Here is a 16884-nt window from a genome sequence, read left to right on the forward strand (position 1 = left end):
GGCCGGCTCGTCAAGCACATTCTGAATCGTTACAGGACTGGACTCGGGGCTATTCCCTGGTTCACACTGGAAGGGAGGGAAAGCGCTTGCCGGACTAAATGGGACGGCAGACCTGCGATTGTCGCCCACATCGTCCTAAAGCCGCATCAGCCGCAGGCACCGAAGCCTGTGCCCCTGCCGGGGAGAAACGGAGACCCATGGGAACGCCATCCGGCACCCACGCCGAGTCAACTTTCAAGGAGCCACACTCGGCCCGCACCCAGCCCGCCACGCGGGAGGGCAAGCCGGCAACCCGCGTTGCACTGGTAGGCGTCCATGGGTTTGGTACCCATCATCTGCGCAATCTTGAACGCCTCCAGGCGAACGGCGTTGTGGACCTCGTGGCGGTGGCCGATCCGCAGCCGCCCTCACCCGGTTCCGTGCCCGCCACAGCTGCTGTTTTCCCGGGGCTCACTGAACTCCTGGCGGAAACCCGGGAACTGGACGTCATTATCGTGGCCACCCCTATCCAAAGCCACGCACCGCTGGGCCTTGCCGCGCTGGCAACGGCTGCAGATCTCTACCTGGAGAAGCCGCCCGTTGCATCGCTGGCAGACTTCGACAGGCTGCGTAACGCCGCCGCCGCCTCCGGACGGAGCGTGCAGATTGGCTTCCAAAGCCTCGGTTCGCATGCACTGAAGGCCATCGAGGAATTGTTGGCGGCTGGGACCATTGGCTCCCTCCAGGGCGTCTCGGCAACAGGCCGGTGGGTCCGGGACCGCGCGTATTACCAGCGCTCCCGCTGGGCAGGAAAGCGACGTCTGGACGGTGTTGACGTGGTGGACGGTGTGGCCACCAACCCGCTGGCCCATGCGGTAGCCACCGCGCTGCGGATAGCTGGCGCACGGACGGTGGATGACGTCGCATCGGTGGAAACAGACCTGTACGGCGCCAACCAGATCGAATCTGACGACACCTCTGTGATCCGGATCCGCACGGCGTCCGGGATCTCAGTCACCTGCGCACTGACGCTGTGCGCCGGTGAATCCGTGGAACCGTACATCACCCTGCAGGGGTCGGCCGGAACTGCTGTGTTCCACTACACCGAGGACCGGCTCACCGTCAGCACCAAAGAAAGCTGGACCGAACAGGTTTTCAGCCGTGACGATCTGACCGAGAACCTGATCGCCCACCGCAACCATGGCACTGCACTCATCAGCCCGCTCCTGGACAGCGGTGCCTTCATGCTGGTCCTTGAGGCCATCCGCACCGCACCACCTCCGACGCCGATAGATCCCGGTTTCGTGCGGTGGGAGGGCGACGGCGACGCAGCGCACGCGGTGGTCATCGGGATAGAAGACGCATTGGAACAGGCCACGCAGGAACACGCCACGTTCAGCGAGCTTGGAATCCCTTGGGCGGTCACCGAAAAGGCGAAGACCAGCGCAGCACCCCATCCTGCCCGGCCCCAGTTGGCGTACGGGGGCAGTAACTAGTTCACCCCGGATCAGGCGTCGCAGCAAGAACCGGCGTGAGCGGCGGCTGCGGCAGCCGTTCCGTCACAGCCTCCGAGTTGCGGTAGGACGCCAGGAAGGCTGCGATCCTCCGTACCGCCTCCCTGATGTCCTGGACAGCCGGCAGAATCACAAACCGGAAGTGATCAGGCCTGGGCCAATTGAACGCCGAACCGTGGGACACCAGGATCTTCTGTTCCCGCAGAAGGTCAAGGACAAACTGCTCGTCGCTTACGAAGGGGTAAACCTCCGGGTCCAGCCGCGGGAAAAGGTACATGGCGCCGGCAGCGGGAACGCACGTCACGCCCGGAATGGCCGTGAGGAGCTCCAGCGCCAGGTCCCGCTGTTCGCGGAGCCTGCCACCGGGCCGGATCAGTTCCTCAATGCTTTGGTAGCCGCCAAGGCAGGTCTGGATGGCGTGCTGGGCGGGGACATTGGGGCACAGCCGCAACGAGGCCAGCAATTCCAGCGCTTCCCGGTACGCCAGTGTTGCCGTGCGCGGACCGGTGATGGCCACCCAGCCCGCCCGGTATCCCGGCATGCGGTAAGCCTTGGAAAGTCCGCTGAAAGTCAGGCAGCAAACATCCTCTGCCACGGAAGCGGTATGGAAGTGCTCGGCATCCTCATACCTGACTTTCTCGTAGATCTCGTCAGAGAAAAGCACCAGGTCATGTTTGCGGGCCAGGGCAGCAAATTGTTCCACGATGCGCCTGGGATAGACGGCGCCTGTCGGATTGTTGGGATTGATGATGACGATCCCCTTGGTCCGGCTGGTGATCTTGGACTCGACGTCCGCCATGTCCGGCCACCAGTTCTGGTCCTCATCACAGAGGTAGTGGACAGGCCGGCCACCAGTCAGCGTCACTGCAGCTGTCCAAAGCGGATAGTCCGGCGCGGGGACCAGGATTTCGTCATCGTTTTCCAGGAAGGCCTGGAGGGTCATGGAAATGAGTTCGCTGACACCGTTGCCAATGAAAATGTCCTCGACGCCGATCTGCATCAGCCCGCGCGTCTGGTAATACTGCGAAATGGCAGTCCGGGCCGAGAATATGCCTTTTGAATCGCTGTAGCCCTGTGCTCCGCGCAGATGGTGGATCATGTCCACCACTACGGATTCAGGCGCTTCCAGGCCAAAGGGAGCCGTGTCTCCAAGATTCATTTTGAGGATCCGGTGCCCCTCCGCCTCCATCTTTCGTGCCGCCTGGAGGATGGGACCCCGGAGTTCATACTTGACGTTCTGGAGCTTGCTGGAATATTGCATCGGAGGCATGACTCATCATTTCACAGCGGGGGCCTGTCAAGGGGAGCCCGTCAGGAGGAGCCCGTCAGGAGGCAGCTGGGTGGACCGGTGTGGGTGTAGGCCGCGAGTTCATCCACAACAGCAGGCCAATGACTGCGGCCGACACCATGCCCAGCGTCCCCGTGACCACCAGTCCCGTCCGAACACCGAAGGCCTCGGTGAGCCAGCCCGCCAAGAGGCCGCCCAGGGCATGCCCGCCCAGCAGAAGCGGCAAGTACAGCGCCATCACCCTTCCGCGGATTTCCGGACCGGCTTCCAGCTGAACGGCGGTGACCGCACTGGTGAGGAACAGCAGGGTCATGAGGCCCACAATGACCAGCATGATGGCGAAGAGCACCAGGGAGGGCATCAGCGCGGCCACCAGTTGGGACAGCCCAAAAAGTCCGGCAGCGGCAACGATCCCCCTGCGGCCCATGTTTTTGAGGCGGGCCGCCAGCAGCGCTCCGGCCAGTGCGCCCAACGAGCTCAGGGTGTTGAACATGCCGAATCCGGCCACACCGTTGTGCCACACCCGTTCGGCGAAGGCGGCCAGCACTACGGGACCGTTCATGCCAAATGCCCCCATGAGGCCGGCAAGGGCGATGATCAGCAGGAGCGAGGGCCTGTCCCTGACGTAGCGGAACCCGGCCAGGAGCTGCCCACGTCCACGGACGGCGGGTGGGCTGGGATGCAGCTGTGCAGGACGAATGGCCGCAATCATGGCCAGCACCAGCAGGCAAAGGACGGAGTTGGCGGCGAACGCCACTGCCGATCCGGCCTGGGCGATGACCACACCGCCCAACGCCGGACCGGCCATCGCTCCCAGCTGGGCAACGGCGTTATTTAGGCCGATGGCAGGCTGCAGCGCGGCGTCGCCCACCACCTCGTTCACGAATACGTGGCTTGCAGGCTGGTTAATTGCGGCGGTAACACCCAGCGCGACGCAGCTTGCGTACACAGCCCAGACGGTGATGGTGCCGCTGGCTGCCCAGGCGGCCAGGCCCATCGCAAGGAGGGCAATGACGGCCTGGCAAATAAGCATGATGCGGCGTTTCGGAAAGACATCCACCACCAATCCGGCCAGCGGCCCAACAATCAGCATGGGCAGAAACTGCAGGGCTACGGCTACACCCACCGCAGCGGGGCTCCCGGTCAGCTGGAGCACCAGCCAGTCCTGGGCCAGTCGCTGCATCCACACGCCCACGTTGCCGGTTAGCTGGACACCCAGAAACAGGCGGTAATTGCGGTGGGCCAGCGGGTGATACCAACGGAGCGGAGGCTCGGGAACGCGGAGGGACTCTGGGGACTGGTGGCGGTCGGAAGACACGTCGGACTCAACTCGGTAGCTGGTAATGATGGGGAGGGCCTGGACGGACCCCGGGTGGTCTAGGTGCGGGTGGAGCGCATCTTGACTGAAGCGGATGCCAGGATCAGGGTGCCCGGAACCACCACAAACAGGGCCGCGAGCATCCAGACGAACACAACTGTGGCAAACAGTGCGGCGGCGAGGAGGAGGGAACCTGTCCAGTCACGCAGGGACAGCACTTTCGCCGTCGCCAGCGCCGCCGTCCAGGGTCCATCTTTCAATGCCGGGTCTTTCGCTGCTGGTCCGGACGCCGCCGGGTTTTTCTCTGTCGGCCCCGGCCCTGTAGCTCCCGGCCCTGCGGCGTCGCCGGAAAAGTCGGACCACGCTGCGGCGGTGCGCAGGAGCAGGACCGCCGCCGCGGCGGCAAGAACCAGGGTGGCCGGAAGGATGACCGCCCGGCCGGGCAGCTGCCCCACCAGTGCGAGCAACAGGTTCAGCCCAATAACGACGGCGGCTGCCGCCGTCGTGATTCCCAGCTTCCAGCTGCCCGGAAGGGCTAAGCGGAAGGTGCCCCAGAGGGCACGGAGGGAATCGTCGCGGCCGGAGAGGTGGCGTTCCAGGTGTGCGATGCCTGCCGCGTAGGCGGCGGGAATGGTAACAAGCGGAATGGACAGCACCAGCACCAGCAGGCCGGCCAGCAGGGTCTCGGAAAACAGTGCGAAGCGGTTGACCGGGATGGGTTCATTGCGGCCGGATGCGGGTGTGGTGCTGTCCATGATGCTCATATTCTGTCAGCCCTTGGTTCTGTTTAGCCCTTGAGGCCCTGGGTGGAGACGCCTTCAACGATGTAGCGCTGGAACACCAGGAAGAAGATCAGTACCGGAAGCAGGGCCAGGACTGACATGGCGATCATAGCGCCGTAGTCCGAGCTCTGGGTCTGGTCCTGGAAGAGGCGCAGCGCCAGCGGGAGCGGGTACTTTTCCGGGGTGTTCAGGTACAGCAGCGGAGCGAGGAAGTCGTTCCAGCTCCAGATAAAGGAGAAGATCGACGTGGAGATCAGCGCCGGCTTCATCAGCGGCAGCATGATGGAACCGAAGATCCGCACGTGCCCGGCGCCGTCGATGCGTGCTGCCTCGTCCAGTTCCGCAGGAAGGTTCCGCATGAACTGCACCATGAGGAACACGAAGAATGCGTCAGCGGCGAGGAACTTGCCGATCAGCAGCGGGATGTAGGTGTCGATCAGGCCAAGCTGCTGGAAGACGATGTACTGCGGAATGATCACCACGTGGAACGGCAGGAGAAGGGTGGCGATCATCATGCCGAAGAACACGCTGCGGCCGGGGAACTTGATCCGGGCGAAGGCATAGGCCGAGACGCTCGCCGACAGGATGGTGCCGACCACGGCGCCGACGGCCAGAATCAGGGAGTTGGTGAAGAACTGCAGGGTGGACACCCCGCCGATCCCGTCCATGGCCGTGACGAAGTTGTCGAAGCTGAAGTTGTTCGACCAGAGCGCGGTGTTGCCGCCGCCGATTTCGTCGTTCGGCTTGAAGGACGATGTGACCATCCACAGCGCCGGGTAGAGCACTATGGCGGTCAGGGCCAGGGCCACGAGGTGGAAGACGGCGCTCTTGATCCGTTTGGTACCGGCTGATTCGGACTTCGGGTTGTAGTGTTCGGCCGCCGCTTGGGGTGCCGACTGGGTGGGGGTTGCCATGGTTGTCATTTTGCATCACCGCTGTAGTGGACCCAGGACTTGGACGTTTTGAAGAAGATCAGGGTGATGATGCCGACGACAATCACCAGGAGCCAGGCCATGGCCGAGGCGTAGCCCATCCGGAAGTCGCTGAAGCCCCGCAGGTACAGGTAAAGGGTGTAGAAGAGTGTGGAGCCCGCCGGGCCGCCCTCACCGTTGGAGATGATGTAGGCCGAAGCAAAGATCTGGAATGCGTGGATGGTTTCCATCAGCAGGTTGAAGAAGATCACCGGGGAGAGCATGGGCCAGGTGATGTTGAAGAACTTCCGCACCGGTCCGGCACCATCCATGGACGCCGCTTCGTAGAGGTCTGTTGGGATCTGCTTGAGGCCGGCAAGGAAGATCACCATCGGGGCGCCGAACTGCCAGACGGTCAGCAGGACGAACATGGGCATGGTCATGGAGGGGTTGCCCACCCAGCCACCGAGGTTGATACCGAAGAAGGACAGGCCCTCATCCACCGGGCCGGCGTCGCCGAACACGGCTTTCCAGACGATCGCAATGGAGACGGACGCGCCGATCAGGGAGGGTGCGTAGAACGCCGAACGGTAGAAGCCTTGGCCCTTGCGCTTGCTGTTGAGCAGCATGGCCACTGCCAGCGCGGCCGCCAGCTTGAGCGGGGTACCGAACACCACGTAGGACACGGTGACACCCACCGACTGCAGGAACCGTTCGTCCTGGAACAGGGTGGTGTAGTTGTCCAGCCCGATCCATTTGGGCGGCTCGAAAAGGTTGTAGTTGGTGAAGGAGAGGTATAGCGAGGAAATCATCGGGCCCACGGTGAGTGCGATGAATCCCAGCAGCCAGGGCAGCAGGAAAGTGTAGCCGGCGCGGGCGTCCGCCCCGCGCTGCTTTGACTTACGCAGCGCGGGAGCGGGCGGCGTCGAACGCCTGCTCAGGGTTGGGCTTTGAGTCACGAGTTCATTCCGTCAGTTATGAAGGTCTGGCAGACAGTCTGCTGCTCAGGCGTTCTGCTTGATGAGGTCTTCGGCTTCCTTGAACCATGCGTCCGCGGCGCCGTCGATCGTCACCTTGCCGTAGTTCAGGTCCGAGCTGATGCGCTTGAAGGAAGCCTCCAGCGTGCCGAAACCGACGATGGGCGGCTCAGGAGCATCCTTGAGGTACTTCTCGATGGACTTCTCGTAGTCAACAACCAGCTTGTCGGTACCTTCGAACGTTGTGCCGTCACGCTGGGTCTTGGACGCCGGTACGCCGCGGGAGGTCTTGAAGATCTCCCCGACCTCAGGATCGTTGACCATGAAGTCGATGAAGCGGGCCGCAGCGTCCTTGTTCTTGGTCTTGGCGCTGGCCACCATCAGCATGGAGGGCTTGAGGAAGAGGCCCAGGTTGTCCTGGTCATCCGAGGGAACCGGAACGAGCTTCAGTTCCTTGGCACCGCTGTCCGAGAGGTAGCCGGCCATGAAGTTGTCCCAGGTGACTTCCGTTGCGGTGACGTTGGAGCCGAACGGGGATTTCGGAGCGAGCTGGGTAACGCGCTCTTCCGAAACAATGGCTGGGGTACCGCGGAGGCCTGCGGTGGTATTCCACCACTTCTTCATATCGTCCTTGGTGAAGCCGAGCTTGCCGTCTTCGGTGAACGCTTCGATGTTGTTCTGGCGCAGCCAGATGTTGAACATCCACCACACACCGGTGTAGTCGGTTCCGCCGAAGATCGCGCCGTTGCTCTTGGTGCCTACTTCGGTCAGGAACTCGTTGAATTCCTTGTAGGACCAGCTGCCGTCCGGCTCGGCAATGCCGAGGGAGGCCAGCTTGGCCGGATCGTAGTAGACGGCGAACGCGTTGGTGCTGGTAGGGATGCCGTAGGTCTTGCCCCTGATCTGGCCGGAGGGCAGGAGGGACTTGTCGAAGGCGTCCGTGTTGATCTTGACTGTGCTCAGGTCCAGGAGCTGGTTGCGCTGGCCGTAGTCACGCAGGTAGGAGAGGTCCCACTGCATAACGTCAGGCAGCCCGCCGCCGGCTGCCTCGGTGGCACGCTTCTGCCAGTAGCCAGCGAAGTCGGTGAAGTTGCCGTTGACCTTGATGTCCGGGTTCTTTGACTCAAACAGGGCGATGGCCTTGCGGGTGCGCTCGGCGCGGTCGTCGTTGCCCCACCAGGTGTAGTCAATGCTGACGGGGTTTTCCGCGGAGCCCGTCTCCCCGGACGTGCTGGAGCCTGTGCCACAAGCCGCCAAAGCTGCGGCAGATGCGGTGCCTACAGCCACAGTGGTGAGGAAATTCCTTCGGTTGATCATGAGAGCCTCCTTGCTCGATATGGTGCAAACCCTATTCCCCCATTGGGAGCAGTGAGCTGGCTTACACACCTTCTGAAACGATACAATATCGTCAATTCCCTTGATGGGCAAGCGTTTTCCAAACATCCGATTTCCGGTACGTTCTACTTACCCCTAAACAAGGAGTCCTATGACTTTGCAGCAAACCCCTGGCCCGGCGAGTGTTTGGAGCAAGGTGGAAGGGATCGCCTATGGCGGCGACTACAACCCCGAGCAGTGGCCTCAAAGCGTCCGGCTTGAGGACCTGGAGCTGATGAAGGAAGCCGGCGTTAACTTCCTTAGCGTGGGGATCTTCTCCTGGGCCCTGCTGGAACCGACCGAAGGCACGTACGACTTCGGCTGGCTGGACGAGGTGATGGACAACCTTGCATCCGCGGGCATCAAAGTAGCCCTGGCAACGGCAACCGCGGCTCCCCCGGCCTGGCTGGTGCGCAAGCATCCGGAAATCCTGCCGGTGACGGCTGACGGAACCGTGCTGGGACCGGGATCGCGGCGGCACTACTCGCCGTCGTCGGCTGTTTACAGGCGGTATGCAACGGGCATTACCCGGGTCATCGCGGAGAGGTACAAGGACCACCCGGCGTTGGCGCTGTGGCACGTGGACAATGAGCTGGGCTGTCACGTCAGCGAGTTCTACGGGCCGGAGGACGCCGCCGCCTTCCGGGTCTGGCTGGAGCGCCGGCACGGCAGCATCTCCGCACTCAACGCTGCCTGGGGGACTGCATTCTGGTCGCAGAACTACGCATCGTTTGACGAAATCCTCCCGCCCGGAGCGGCGCCCTCCACCCTTAATCCAGGGCAGCAGTTGGACTTCAAGCGGTTCAGCTCCTGGGCGTTGATGGACTACTACCGTGAGCTCGTGGCGGTCCTGCGGGAGGTCACGCCGGGCATTCCGGCCACCACCAACCTGATGGCATCGAGCGGCTGCAAGTCATTGGACTACTTCGACTGGGCCAAGGACCTGGATGTCATCGCCAACGACCACTACTTGGTGGCCGACGATCCGGAGCGGCACATCGAACTGGCATTCAGCGCGGACCTGACCCGGGGAATTGCGGGCGGTGACCCGTGGATCCTGATGGAACATTCGACGTCGGCCGTTAACTGGCAGCCACGCAACCAGCCCAAGATGCCCGGCGAGATGCTGCGCAATTCCCTGGCCCACGTCGCACGCGGCGCGGACGCCGTGATGTTCTTCCAGTGGCGCCAGAGTTTTGCGGGTTCGGAGAAATTCCATTCGGCCATGGTGCCGCACGCCGGACGCGAAACGCGGGTTTTCCGGGAGGTGGTGGGCCTGGGTGCCGCGCTGAAGCAGCTGGCCTCCGTCCGGGGCTCACGGGTGGAGTCCAAGGTGGCGATCGTGTTCGATTACGAAGCGTGGTGGGCCAGTGAAATCGACTCCAAACCGAGCCAGGACGTTAAGTACCTGGACCTGCTGCGGGCTTTCCACCGCTCACTTTTCCTGCGGGGGATCTCGGCGGACATCGTCCATCCTTCTGCCTCGCTGGAGGGCTACAGCCTGGTTCTTGTCTGCACGCTGTACTCCGTGACTGATGCCGCTGCCGCGAATATTGCGCACGCTGCTCGCGCCGGTGCCACCGTCCTGATCAGCTATTTCAGCGGGATCGCGGATGAGAACGACCACGTCAGGCTGGGCGGCTATCCCGGTGCTTTCCGCGAGCTCCTGGGCGTTCGCGTGGAGGAATTCCACCCGCTGATGCAGGGAGTCCAGCTGAAGTTGAGCGACGGCGGAGTGTCTTCTGTATGGAGCGAACATGTCCAGCTGACAGGGGCCGAGGCCATCCAGACGTTCAGCCAATACCCTTTGGAGAATGTCCCCTCACTGACGCGGAACGCCGTTGGCGACGGCGCTGCCTGGTACTTGGCCACGTTCCCGGACCGTGACGGCATCGAAGCGATCATGGACCGGCTGGTGACTGAATCCGGTGTGGCAGCCGTTGCCTCCGCGGATGCCGGCGTGGAACTGACCCGGCGCCGTTCTGATGACGGCCGGAGTTTCCTGTTCGCAATAAACCACTCACGATCTTCAGCCACGGTGCGCGCCTCCGGAATTGATCTGCTCACTGGAGATCGATTTGAGGGCAGTGTTGAGGGTGGAAGCGTGGCGGTGATCGCGGAGGACTAACCGGGGTCTCGGTTATTGTCGTACCCGCTTGGCAGAGTGGACCTATGGAAGCCATCTGGGAACAGCTTGCGGAGCACGGCGGGGCTGCCGCCGCACTTCCCGGAAGTGGTTACGCGTCCCCGTTCCTCCGGGATCACTCCGCTAAATCTGCTGCCCCCTTAAATGTCGTACCCCCTTGGCAGAGTGGACCTATGGAAGCCATCGGGGAACAGCTTGCGGAGCACGGCGGTACCGCGCTGCTGACACCCGCAGGCACCCCGGCAGCAGCCGTTTCAAATTCAGCTAAGGCGTCCGACGGCGGGGCCAGGCACGGCGGGCCGTCCCACCTTCGTGCCGTCCCGGCCGGAATGGCTGAGACCGCGGCCCTGACTGAAACCGTGGAGCTGGCCGGCCTTGTTTCGCTTCTGACACCCCCCCTGCCGGAGCCTGTCAAGTTATTTGTGTAAGTCGGGTGCAGTCTCATCGGTTTAGGTAAGGTCCGAGTCTGTCGGGATAGTTCAGGAGGAGGACGCCAAGGGCTTCGCTCCATCCAGGTGTGAAGGTTCCCTCGATGAGTTTGTTCACCGTCTTGGCACGGTTTTCCCGGGCTCTGCCTTCAAGCTTGGTCCGGGCACTGGTGCGTTTGTCCTCGATGTTGCAGATCGCCAGCCAGAGTAGCTTCACGGCCGCCTGGTCGTTGGGGAAATGCCCGCGGTTCTTGATGATCTTGCGCAGCTGGTAATTCAGCGACTCGATCGCGTTCGTGGTGTAAATAATCCGTCTGACCGGCGGTGGGAACGCCAGGAAGGGGATGAATCTCTCCCAACCGTTGCGCCAGGTTCGTACAGTTGCGGGATACTTCCGTCCCAGATCGGAGGCCTCGAATGCATCGAGTGCCTCCTGCGCGGCGTCGGCCGTCGGGGCGGTGTAAACCGGCCTCAGAGCGGACGCGACCTTCTTCCGGTCCTGGTAGCCGATGAAGCGCATCGAGGCACGGATCAGGTGCACGACACAGGTCTGGACGGTCGCGGCCGGCCAGGTCGCGGCGATCGCCTCAGGGAAGCCGGTGAGCCCGTCGCAACAGACGATCAGAACGTCCTTCACGCCGCGGTTGGCGAGCTCGGCGCAGACCCCTGCCCAGAACTTCGCACCCTCGGTAGCTTCGACCCAGATCCCCAGAACGTGCTTGATCCCGTCCATGTCCACGCCCACGGCAATGTGCGCGGCACGGTTCTGCACTTGGTGCCCGTCACGGACCTTGATGATGATCGCATCCAGATACAGGATCGGATACAGCGGCTCCAGTGGGCGTTTCTGCCACTCCATCACCTCGTCCAGGACCTCATCGGTGATCTTGGAAATCGTCTCGTGGGACAGCTCCGTGCCCAGCGTGGATTCCAGATGGTGGGCGATGTCCCGGACCGTCATCCCGCCGGCGTAAAGGCTGATAATCATGTCATCCAGGCCACCTGTCCGGCGCGCACCCTTCGGGACCAGATGCGGGGTGAATGACCCAGCACGGTCACGAGGCACGGCCAGATCCACGTCCCCCGCGGAGGTCCCGAGCGTCTTCGGATAAGACCCATTGCGGGCGTTAGGCAGGAAACGCCCGATCGGATCGCCCTTGTCATAGCCCAGATGCCCCGACAGCTCGGCCTGGAGCCCGCGTTCCAGCGAGGCCTTGATCAGCTGCTGGATGAAACCGTCCTTGCCGTCGAGTTCCAGCTGTCCGGAATCGATCTGGTTCATCAGCTCATCGAACGCGCCCGAAGCCTTCAACGCCTCCATGCTGCCGGCCGCCGCAGCCCTGCGGGCCAACTCCTCCGGGGACACCTCACGGGGTCTAGTCATAGCCACAATGATTCTCCAATCACCCAGCGACTACAGCCCTCCTACACAAACAATCTGACACCCCCGCTGCCGCTCCGGAAACTCTGGCGCTGGCAGGCTACGTGGAGGCTTCGAACTTCGCCGGCCTGGTCGAAGAGTTCTCTCGGACCGTGGACTACCTGCAAATCCTCTCCGCCGGCGCCGTGGACCGCACCCGGACCCAGGCCATCACCGAAGCCAACACCAGAACCCGCCGCACCAGCGCCAGCACAGCATCAGCCAGCACCGGCACCACCGGCTGGGTCACCGGCCCGGACACCGGAACCGAAACCCTCCCCGAAACCGACGCCGCCTGGCCCGCCACCAGCCCCACAAGCACAAACCCCGAAATGTCAGTGCCGCGGTCCCCGGCCGACGACGGATGCCGGAACACCGCCGAATTCCTCCGCCTCAGACTCAGGATCGGCATCAGCGAGGCCCGCCGCCGGCTCCACCTCGCCCATGACACCCTTCCCGCCACCACCCTCACCGGAGACCCCACACCCCCACCCCGGGAACACCTCGCCACAGCACTGGCACCAGCAACCGGCACCGAAGAAGCCGACACAGAACAAACCGACACCGAGGCGGGACTGGCTGTCACCGGCACCGTGGGCAGCCCGGTGGTGTCCTCCCGGGCCGGGACCATCATCGCCACCACCCTGGACCGGCTCCGGCACCACACCACCCCCCAAACCCTCAGCCGGATCGAACAGCACCTCACCGGCACCGCAGCCACCGCCGACCCCGACTTCCTCACCCGCGTCGCCCGCCGCTGGTCAGACACCATCGACGCCGACGGCACCGAACCCAGCGAAGAAGCCCTCCGCCACACCCAAGGCGCCTTCATCCGCAAACCCCGCCACGGCCTCCACCGCATCGAAATCCTCGCAACCACCGACCAATACGAACACTTCCTCACCGTCATGAACACCGCCACCAACCCCCGCACCCACACAGCCACAGGAACAGCGCAAGGTGACGGTGCAGACGGCGGCGGGGACGGCGGACAAAGGGACGGGAATCAGCAGGTCTGGCAAACCGCGGACCTGGACCGGCGCACCCGCTCCCAAAAACAACTCGACGGCATCATCACCGCCATCAAAGCCGCCCTCACCACCAACACCCTGCCCACCACCGGCGGCAACAGACCCCAAATCCTCGCCACCATCAACTACCAAGACCTCCTCCCCCACCTCCCCCAACCCACCGCAACCCACACCACCACAGGCACGGGCCCCGGCACGGGGACCGGCGCAGAGTCAGGGACCGGGAACTTCACCTTCACCGGACCCGTCGCCGCCACCACCCTGCGCAAAATCGCCTGCGACGCCGACATCATCCCCGCCCTCCTGGGCACCAACAGCGAAATCCTGGACCTCGGCCGCAAAACCCGCCTCTTCACCACCGCCCAACGCCTCGCCCTCACCGCCCGCGACCAAGGCTGCACCTTCCCCAACTGCACCATCCCCGCCCCCTGGTGCGAAGCCCACCACATCACCTACTGGTCACACGGCGGCCCCACCACCACCAACAACGGCACACTCCTCTGCCCACACCACCACCACCTCATCCACAAAGAACAATGGACCATCCACACCCACCACGGCACTCCCTGGTACACACCCCCACCCCACATCGACCCCCACCAAAAACCCCAACAAAACAACTACTTCAAACCACCACCCCCACCACAGGAATAAACCTGCGGGATGGCGATGAATGTCTACGCCTTCGTCGGTCCTAGTTCCGACGAATGGTATGACCGGGACGGAACGTTTGAGCGGCTGAGGCGGGCGCTGATTGCGACATGCGGGCGGTGACCGGGCTCAGTTCGTCTCTCATGGGCAAGGGTTTCGAAGCCGGCCGCTCCAAGCATCCGGGCGAATTCTTCCACGGGCCAGGAGTATGCGGGCGCTACTGCGTGGGGAATCTTCTCGATTTCCTGCCCTTCAAACAGACCCACCAGAAGTAGCCCGCCAGGAGCCAGACGCCGCGCCAGCTCCTGGAGAACGGAGGCAATCTGGTCTGGTTCACAGTGGATCAGGGAGTACCAGGCCAAGATGCCGGATGCATAGCCGTCCGGCACTCCAGGATTTCTGAGCGAGGCGACGCGGAACGGAACGCCTGGGTAGCGTTCCTTTGCTTGTTCAATGAATGACGGCACCAGATCGATTCCTTCGACGGCGGCCCCCTGGTCAGCAAGGAACTTGGTCCACTGGCCGGGCCCGCACCCCATGTCCAGCACCGGCCCTCTGATAGTCGCAGCCCAATCGGCTATGAGCTTCCGGTCAGCTGGATGCATGGACTCAGCCGACCCGAATCTGGCAGTGTACTCGGCGGCCCTCGATGTATAAGCGGCCTGCACCTCGGTGTCGGTCATGCAGCCACCCTATTTGATGCAGGAGTTTCCCGATGCTGGTGCAGGAGCTTCCCTATGCTGGGACAGCATGTTGCCTTATCCATGGAACTTCTACGGGCTAGCAATGACTTTCAGCGGACCTTCCTTCACTGTAGGAACCTCGAAGTGGTCAAAATACTCGGCTGCCAACTCCTCACTTAAAGTGAAGTCGTTCGCATGCGCGGCCACTCGGGATCGAATTCGGGACAGAACCAGCTCCCGGGATGTAGCCAGATAGATTGTCTCCGGCTCCACACCCAGCGGCCTCAGCAGACAACGGTATTCCTCACGCATTTTCAAAGACCAGAAAGAAAAGTCGAGGACCACGTCCTTCCCTGAATCGACAAGGGCGACAAGACGGGCTTGAAGTGCTGCCTCAATTTCGGCCTGCACCTGCGCCTCCAAAGGCATGGTGCGAAGGCCCAGCTGCCAGGCAGCCTCATCGAAGGAGAGCCGCACCATTCCGTCCCTCTCCAACTGGCGAGCGATGGTGGATTTGCCTGCGCCTGCTGGGCCACACATGAAAATGACCTGAGACATGTCCCCGATCGTAGGCGCGCAAACCGGGGACGTCACTGCCTATCGTGGACCATGATCGTATAGCCCGCCGTATCCAGAAAAGTAAACGTCTTGCCGAAGGGCCCTTCGAAGGGTTCCTGCACTTGGCCGGGCGCTGGCCAGCTGCGTCGCGGCCCTGGAAGACTCTCCCCATCCCCGTGAAAGTGGAGCGCGAACCAAAGTCGCGAGTCCAAAGTGGACAGTAACCATACCTCTTAAACAGCTCCGTCCCGGCCGGAACCAGAGGTTCCAGCCGGGACGGAAGCCGCTTCCCGCCGTCGGACGCTCCCTGCAGCTAACTGCGTCAGCAGCGGATGCCCTGAGCGGATGCGGACTTAGCCGCTGATGGCCGACTTCATTTCGTCGTGGGCCTTTTTGCCCGCCTCATCGGTTGAAAGCCTGTTGAAGAGCACCTCGGAGGTGTAGCGCTTGACGATCTCCTGGATGGCTCCGGCACCCTTCGGCGGCGGAGCGGGGGCCTCACCCAGTTCCTCCTTGATCTGGTCAATGAACTTGACCACCTTGATGTCGGCGGGGGTCAGCTTGGACTCAATGGCCGCCCGGACGTCGGAGTTCGGGTAGACGCCGCGGTCCGCCAGCAGTGCCTCGCCGGCCTTTTCGCTGTTGGCCAGGAAGTTGATGAACTTGGCGGTCTCCTCGGGGTGCTTGGTGCGTGAGGAAGCTGACCAGAACTGGGATGCCTTGTACCAAAGCTGCGTATCCGCGGCTTTCCCGGTCTTGGACGGGAAGCGGAGGATCTGGAGTTCGCTGCCTGCTGCCTTCTCAAGTGCCGGAAGCTGGTTGGACCACCAGAAGGCGAGCCCGTTCTTGCCTGTGGCCAAGCCACTCTGGTCCAGCGGTGCAGCCTCTGCCTCCACAACCTCGGACGCTGAGGGAACTGCCTTTTTCTCGCTGAGCTGCTTCAGGAAGGCCCACCACTCGGCGATATCGCTGGGCTCAAAACCCAGCTTGCCGTCCGAGGTGTACAGCGACTTGCCGTTCTGACGGAGCCAGACGCCCAGCGAAGCTTCATCGGTACCGTACGCTGCAGCGCCGTAGCTGCCCTTAGGGGATTTGGCCGTGACCTCCGCGGCGATCCGCTCGAAGTCCTCCCAGGTCCACGTCTTGTCATCCGGAAGCGGCACACCAGCAGCCTGGAAGACGGCAGGGTTTGCGATGATCGTCGCCGCATTGATGCCAGCTGCGATGCCGGTCAGCCCATCCTCGCTCTTTCCGGCATTGAGGGCCGCTTCGTCCAGCTTGGACGTATCAATCTCGTACTTGGACAAGTCCAGCAGGGCACCCCGGCTTGAATATTCCGTGATGTACTTTTCATCCATCTGGATAATATCCGGGGCGTCATTGGCAGCAACCTGGGTGGCCAGCTTGTCCCAATAGCCGCTCCAGTCGCCATATTCAGGCTTGATCTTGATCTTCGGATTCTCGGCTTCGAAAGCGTCAATGGCCGTCTGGGTCAGCTGGGCCCGCTTGTCGCTGCCCCACCACGAGAAGCGGAGCTCAACGGTTCCATCCGCACTTTGCGGGGCAGCACCCCCGCCGCAGGCACTCAGGGCAAGGACGACGGCGGCTGCCGCGGCGACCACGCCCGTCTTACGTAGGGGGCTCTTACGCCGTGGGCGGATTGCTCCGGTGGATGATGTCTCTGCCTGGCGTTGCCTTGCAGAGTCAGGGCGGGGAAAAAGCTGCACTGGGTACTCCGATCTTCTTTGATCTTGTCGCTGGGGATGAGAAACGAGGAAACGCTTTCTTGGATCTGATGCTACAAGTACAACACTTGTATTACAA

At 62.8% G+C, this 16884-nt stretch carries 14 protein-coding genes; 4 read left to right on the forward strand and 10 right to left on the reverse strand.

Going from position 1 to position 16884, the window contains the following annotated elements; translation table 11 throughout:
• Positions 1 to 197 precede the first annotated feature (197 nt).
• A complete protein-coding gene (locus tag M1E17_RS18845) occupies positions 198 to 1475 on the forward strand; it encodes a Gfo/Idh/MocA family protein (protein ID WP_457963447.1) in 1278 nt (425 codons plus the stop codon).
• Between the two features lies 1 nt (position 1476).
• Here the strand turns inward: M1E17_RS18845 and M1E17_RS18850 are convergent, their stop codons facing one another.
• Genes M1E17_RS18850 through M1E17_RS18875 form a run of 6 tightly spaced genes read right to left on the reverse strand, consistent with a single transcriptional unit; the run spans position 1477 to position 8086 of the window.
• Entirely contained in the window at positions 1477 to 2763 is a 1287-nt protein-coding gene (locus tag M1E17_RS18850; RefSeq protein ID WP_457963448.1) for a pyridoxal phosphate-dependent aminotransferase, read from the reverse strand.
• A 55-nt stretch (positions 2764 to 2818) separates the two neighbouring features.
• Entirely contained in the window at positions 2819 to 4099 is a 1281-nt protein-coding gene (locus M1E17_RS18855) for an MFS transporter (RefSeq protein WP_457963449.1), read from the reverse strand.
• A 59-nt stretch (positions 4100 to 4158) separates the two neighbouring features.
• Entirely contained in the window at positions 4159 to 4863 is a 705-nt protein-coding gene (locus M1E17_RS18860) for a Poxvirus protein I5 (protein ID WP_457963450.1), read from the reverse strand.
• Between the two features lie 23 nt (positions 4864 to 4886).
• Positions 4887 to 5804, reverse strand: a complete 918-nt coding sequence (locus tag M1E17_RS18865; protein ID WP_457963451.1) for a carbohydrate ABC transporter permease — start codon at positions 5802 to 5804, stop codon at positions 4887 to 4889.
• Positions 5801 to 6751, reverse strand: coding sequence for a carbohydrate ABC transporter permease (locus M1E17_RS18870; protein ID WP_457963452.1), 951 nt, complete (start codon positions 6749 to 6751; stop codon positions 5801 to 5803). Before M1E17_RS18870 ends, M1E17_RS18865 begins: the two co-directional genes overlap by 4 nt.
• 45 nt (positions 6752 to 6796) lie before the next feature.
• A complete protein-coding gene (locus M1E17_RS18875) occupies positions 6797 to 8086 on the reverse strand; it encodes an ABC transporter substrate-binding protein (RefSeq protein ID WP_457963453.1) in 1290 nt (429 codons plus the stop codon).
• 169 nt (positions 8087 to 8255) lie between these two features.
• On the opposite strand from M1E17_RS18875, the gene M1E17_RS18880 reads away from it, so the two are divergent.
• Both M1E17_RS18880 and M1E17_RS18885 read left to right on the forward strand, forming a co-directional pair.
• Positions 8256 to 10271 (forward strand): beta-galactosidase, encoded by a 2016-nt coding sequence (locus M1E17_RS18880; RefSeq protein ID WP_457963454.1) that lies wholly within the window; start codon positions 8256 to 8258, stop codon positions 10269 to 10271.
• A gap of 191 nt (positions 10272 to 10462) precedes the next feature.
• Positions 10463 to 10717 (forward strand): hypothetical protein, encoded by a 255-nt coding sequence (locus M1E17_RS18885; protein ID WP_457963455.1) that lies wholly within the window; start codon positions 10463 to 10465, stop codon positions 10715 to 10717.
• A 13-nt stretch (positions 10718 to 10730) separates the two neighbouring features.
• On the opposite strand, the gene M1E17_RS18890 is transcribed toward M1E17_RS18885, so the two are convergent.
• Positions 10731 to 12038, reverse strand: a complete 1308-nt coding sequence (locus M1E17_RS18890; RefSeq protein ID WP_457965858.1) for an IS256 family transposase — start codon at positions 12036 to 12038, stop codon at positions 10731 to 10733.
• A 164-nt stretch (positions 12039 to 12202) separates the two neighbouring features.
• Here M1E17_RS18890 and M1E17_RS18895 point away from each other — a divergent pair, with 164 nt between their 5' ends.
• Positions 12203 to 13822: a DUF222 domain-containing protein gene (locus tag M1E17_RS18895; protein WP_457963456.1), complete on the forward strand. Its 1620-nt coding sequence runs from the start codon at positions 12203 to 12205 to the stop codon at positions 13820 to 13822.
• Positions 13823 to 13845: 23 nt separating this feature from the next.
• Here the strand turns inward: M1E17_RS18895 and M1E17_RS18900 are convergent, their stop codons facing one another.
• The 3 genes from M1E17_RS18900 to M1E17_RS18910 form a co-directional block, all read right to left on the reverse strand.
• Positions 13846 to 14502 (reverse strand): class I SAM-dependent methyltransferase, encoded by a 657-nt coding sequence (locus tag M1E17_RS18900; protein ID WP_457963457.1) that lies wholly within the window; start codon positions 14500 to 14502, stop codon positions 13846 to 13848.
• A 90-nt stretch (positions 14503 to 14592) separates the two neighbouring features.
• Positions 14593 to 15060, reverse strand: coding sequence for an AAA family ATPase (locus M1E17_RS18905; RefSeq protein ID WP_457963458.1), 468 nt, complete (start codon positions 15058 to 15060; stop codon positions 14593 to 14595).
• 353 nt (positions 15061 to 15413) lie between these two features.
• Positions 15414 to 16787 (reverse strand): ABC transporter substrate-binding protein, encoded by a 1374-nt coding sequence (locus M1E17_RS18910; RefSeq protein WP_457963459.1) that lies wholly within the window; start codon positions 16785 to 16787, stop codon positions 15414 to 15416.
• Between the last annotated feature and the right edge of the window lie 97 nt (positions 16788 to 16884).

The organism is Arthrobacter sp. D1-29 (assembly GCF_054130585.1).

Coding starts and splice junctions, on each gene's coding strand:
- M1E17_RS18850 (WP_457963448.1), bottom strand. CDS start 2,763: ATGCCTCCGATGCAATATTCCAGCAAGCTCCAGAACGTCAAGTATGAA.
- M1E17_RS18885 (WP_457963455.1), top strand. CDS start 10,463: ATGGAAGCCATCGGGGAACAGCTTGCGGAGCACGGCGGTACCGCGCTG.
- M1E17_RS18905 (WP_457963458.1), bottom strand. CDS start 15,060: ATGTCTCAGGTCATTTTCATGTGTGGCCCAGCAGGCGCAGGCAAATCC.
- M1E17_RS18865 (WP_457963451.1), bottom strand. CDS start 5,804: ATGACAACCATGGCAACCCCCACCCAGTCGGCACCCCAAGCGGCGGCC.
- M1E17_RS18880 (WP_457963454.1), top strand. CDS start 8,256: ATGACTTTGCAGCAAACCCCTGGCCCGGCGAGTGTTTGGAGCAAGGTG.
- M1E17_RS18875 (WP_457963453.1), bottom strand. CDS start 8,086: ATGATCAACCGAAGGAATTTCCTCACCACTGTGGCTGTAGGCACCGCA.
- M1E17_RS18845 (WP_457963447.1), top strand. CDS start 198: ATGGGAACGCCATCCGGCACCCACGCCGAGTCAACTTTCAAGGAGCCA.
- M1E17_RS18860 (WP_457963450.1), bottom strand. CDS start 4,863: ATGAGCATCATGGACAGCACCACACCCGCATCCGGCCGCAATGAACCC.
- M1E17_RS18900 (WP_457963457.1), bottom strand. CDS start 14,502: ATGACCGACACCGAGGTGCAGGCCGCTTATACATCGAGGGCCGCCGAG.
- M1E17_RS18890 (WP_457965858.1), bottom strand. CDS start 12,038: ATGGAGGCGTTGAAGGCTTCGGGCGCGTTCGATGAGCTGATGAACCAG.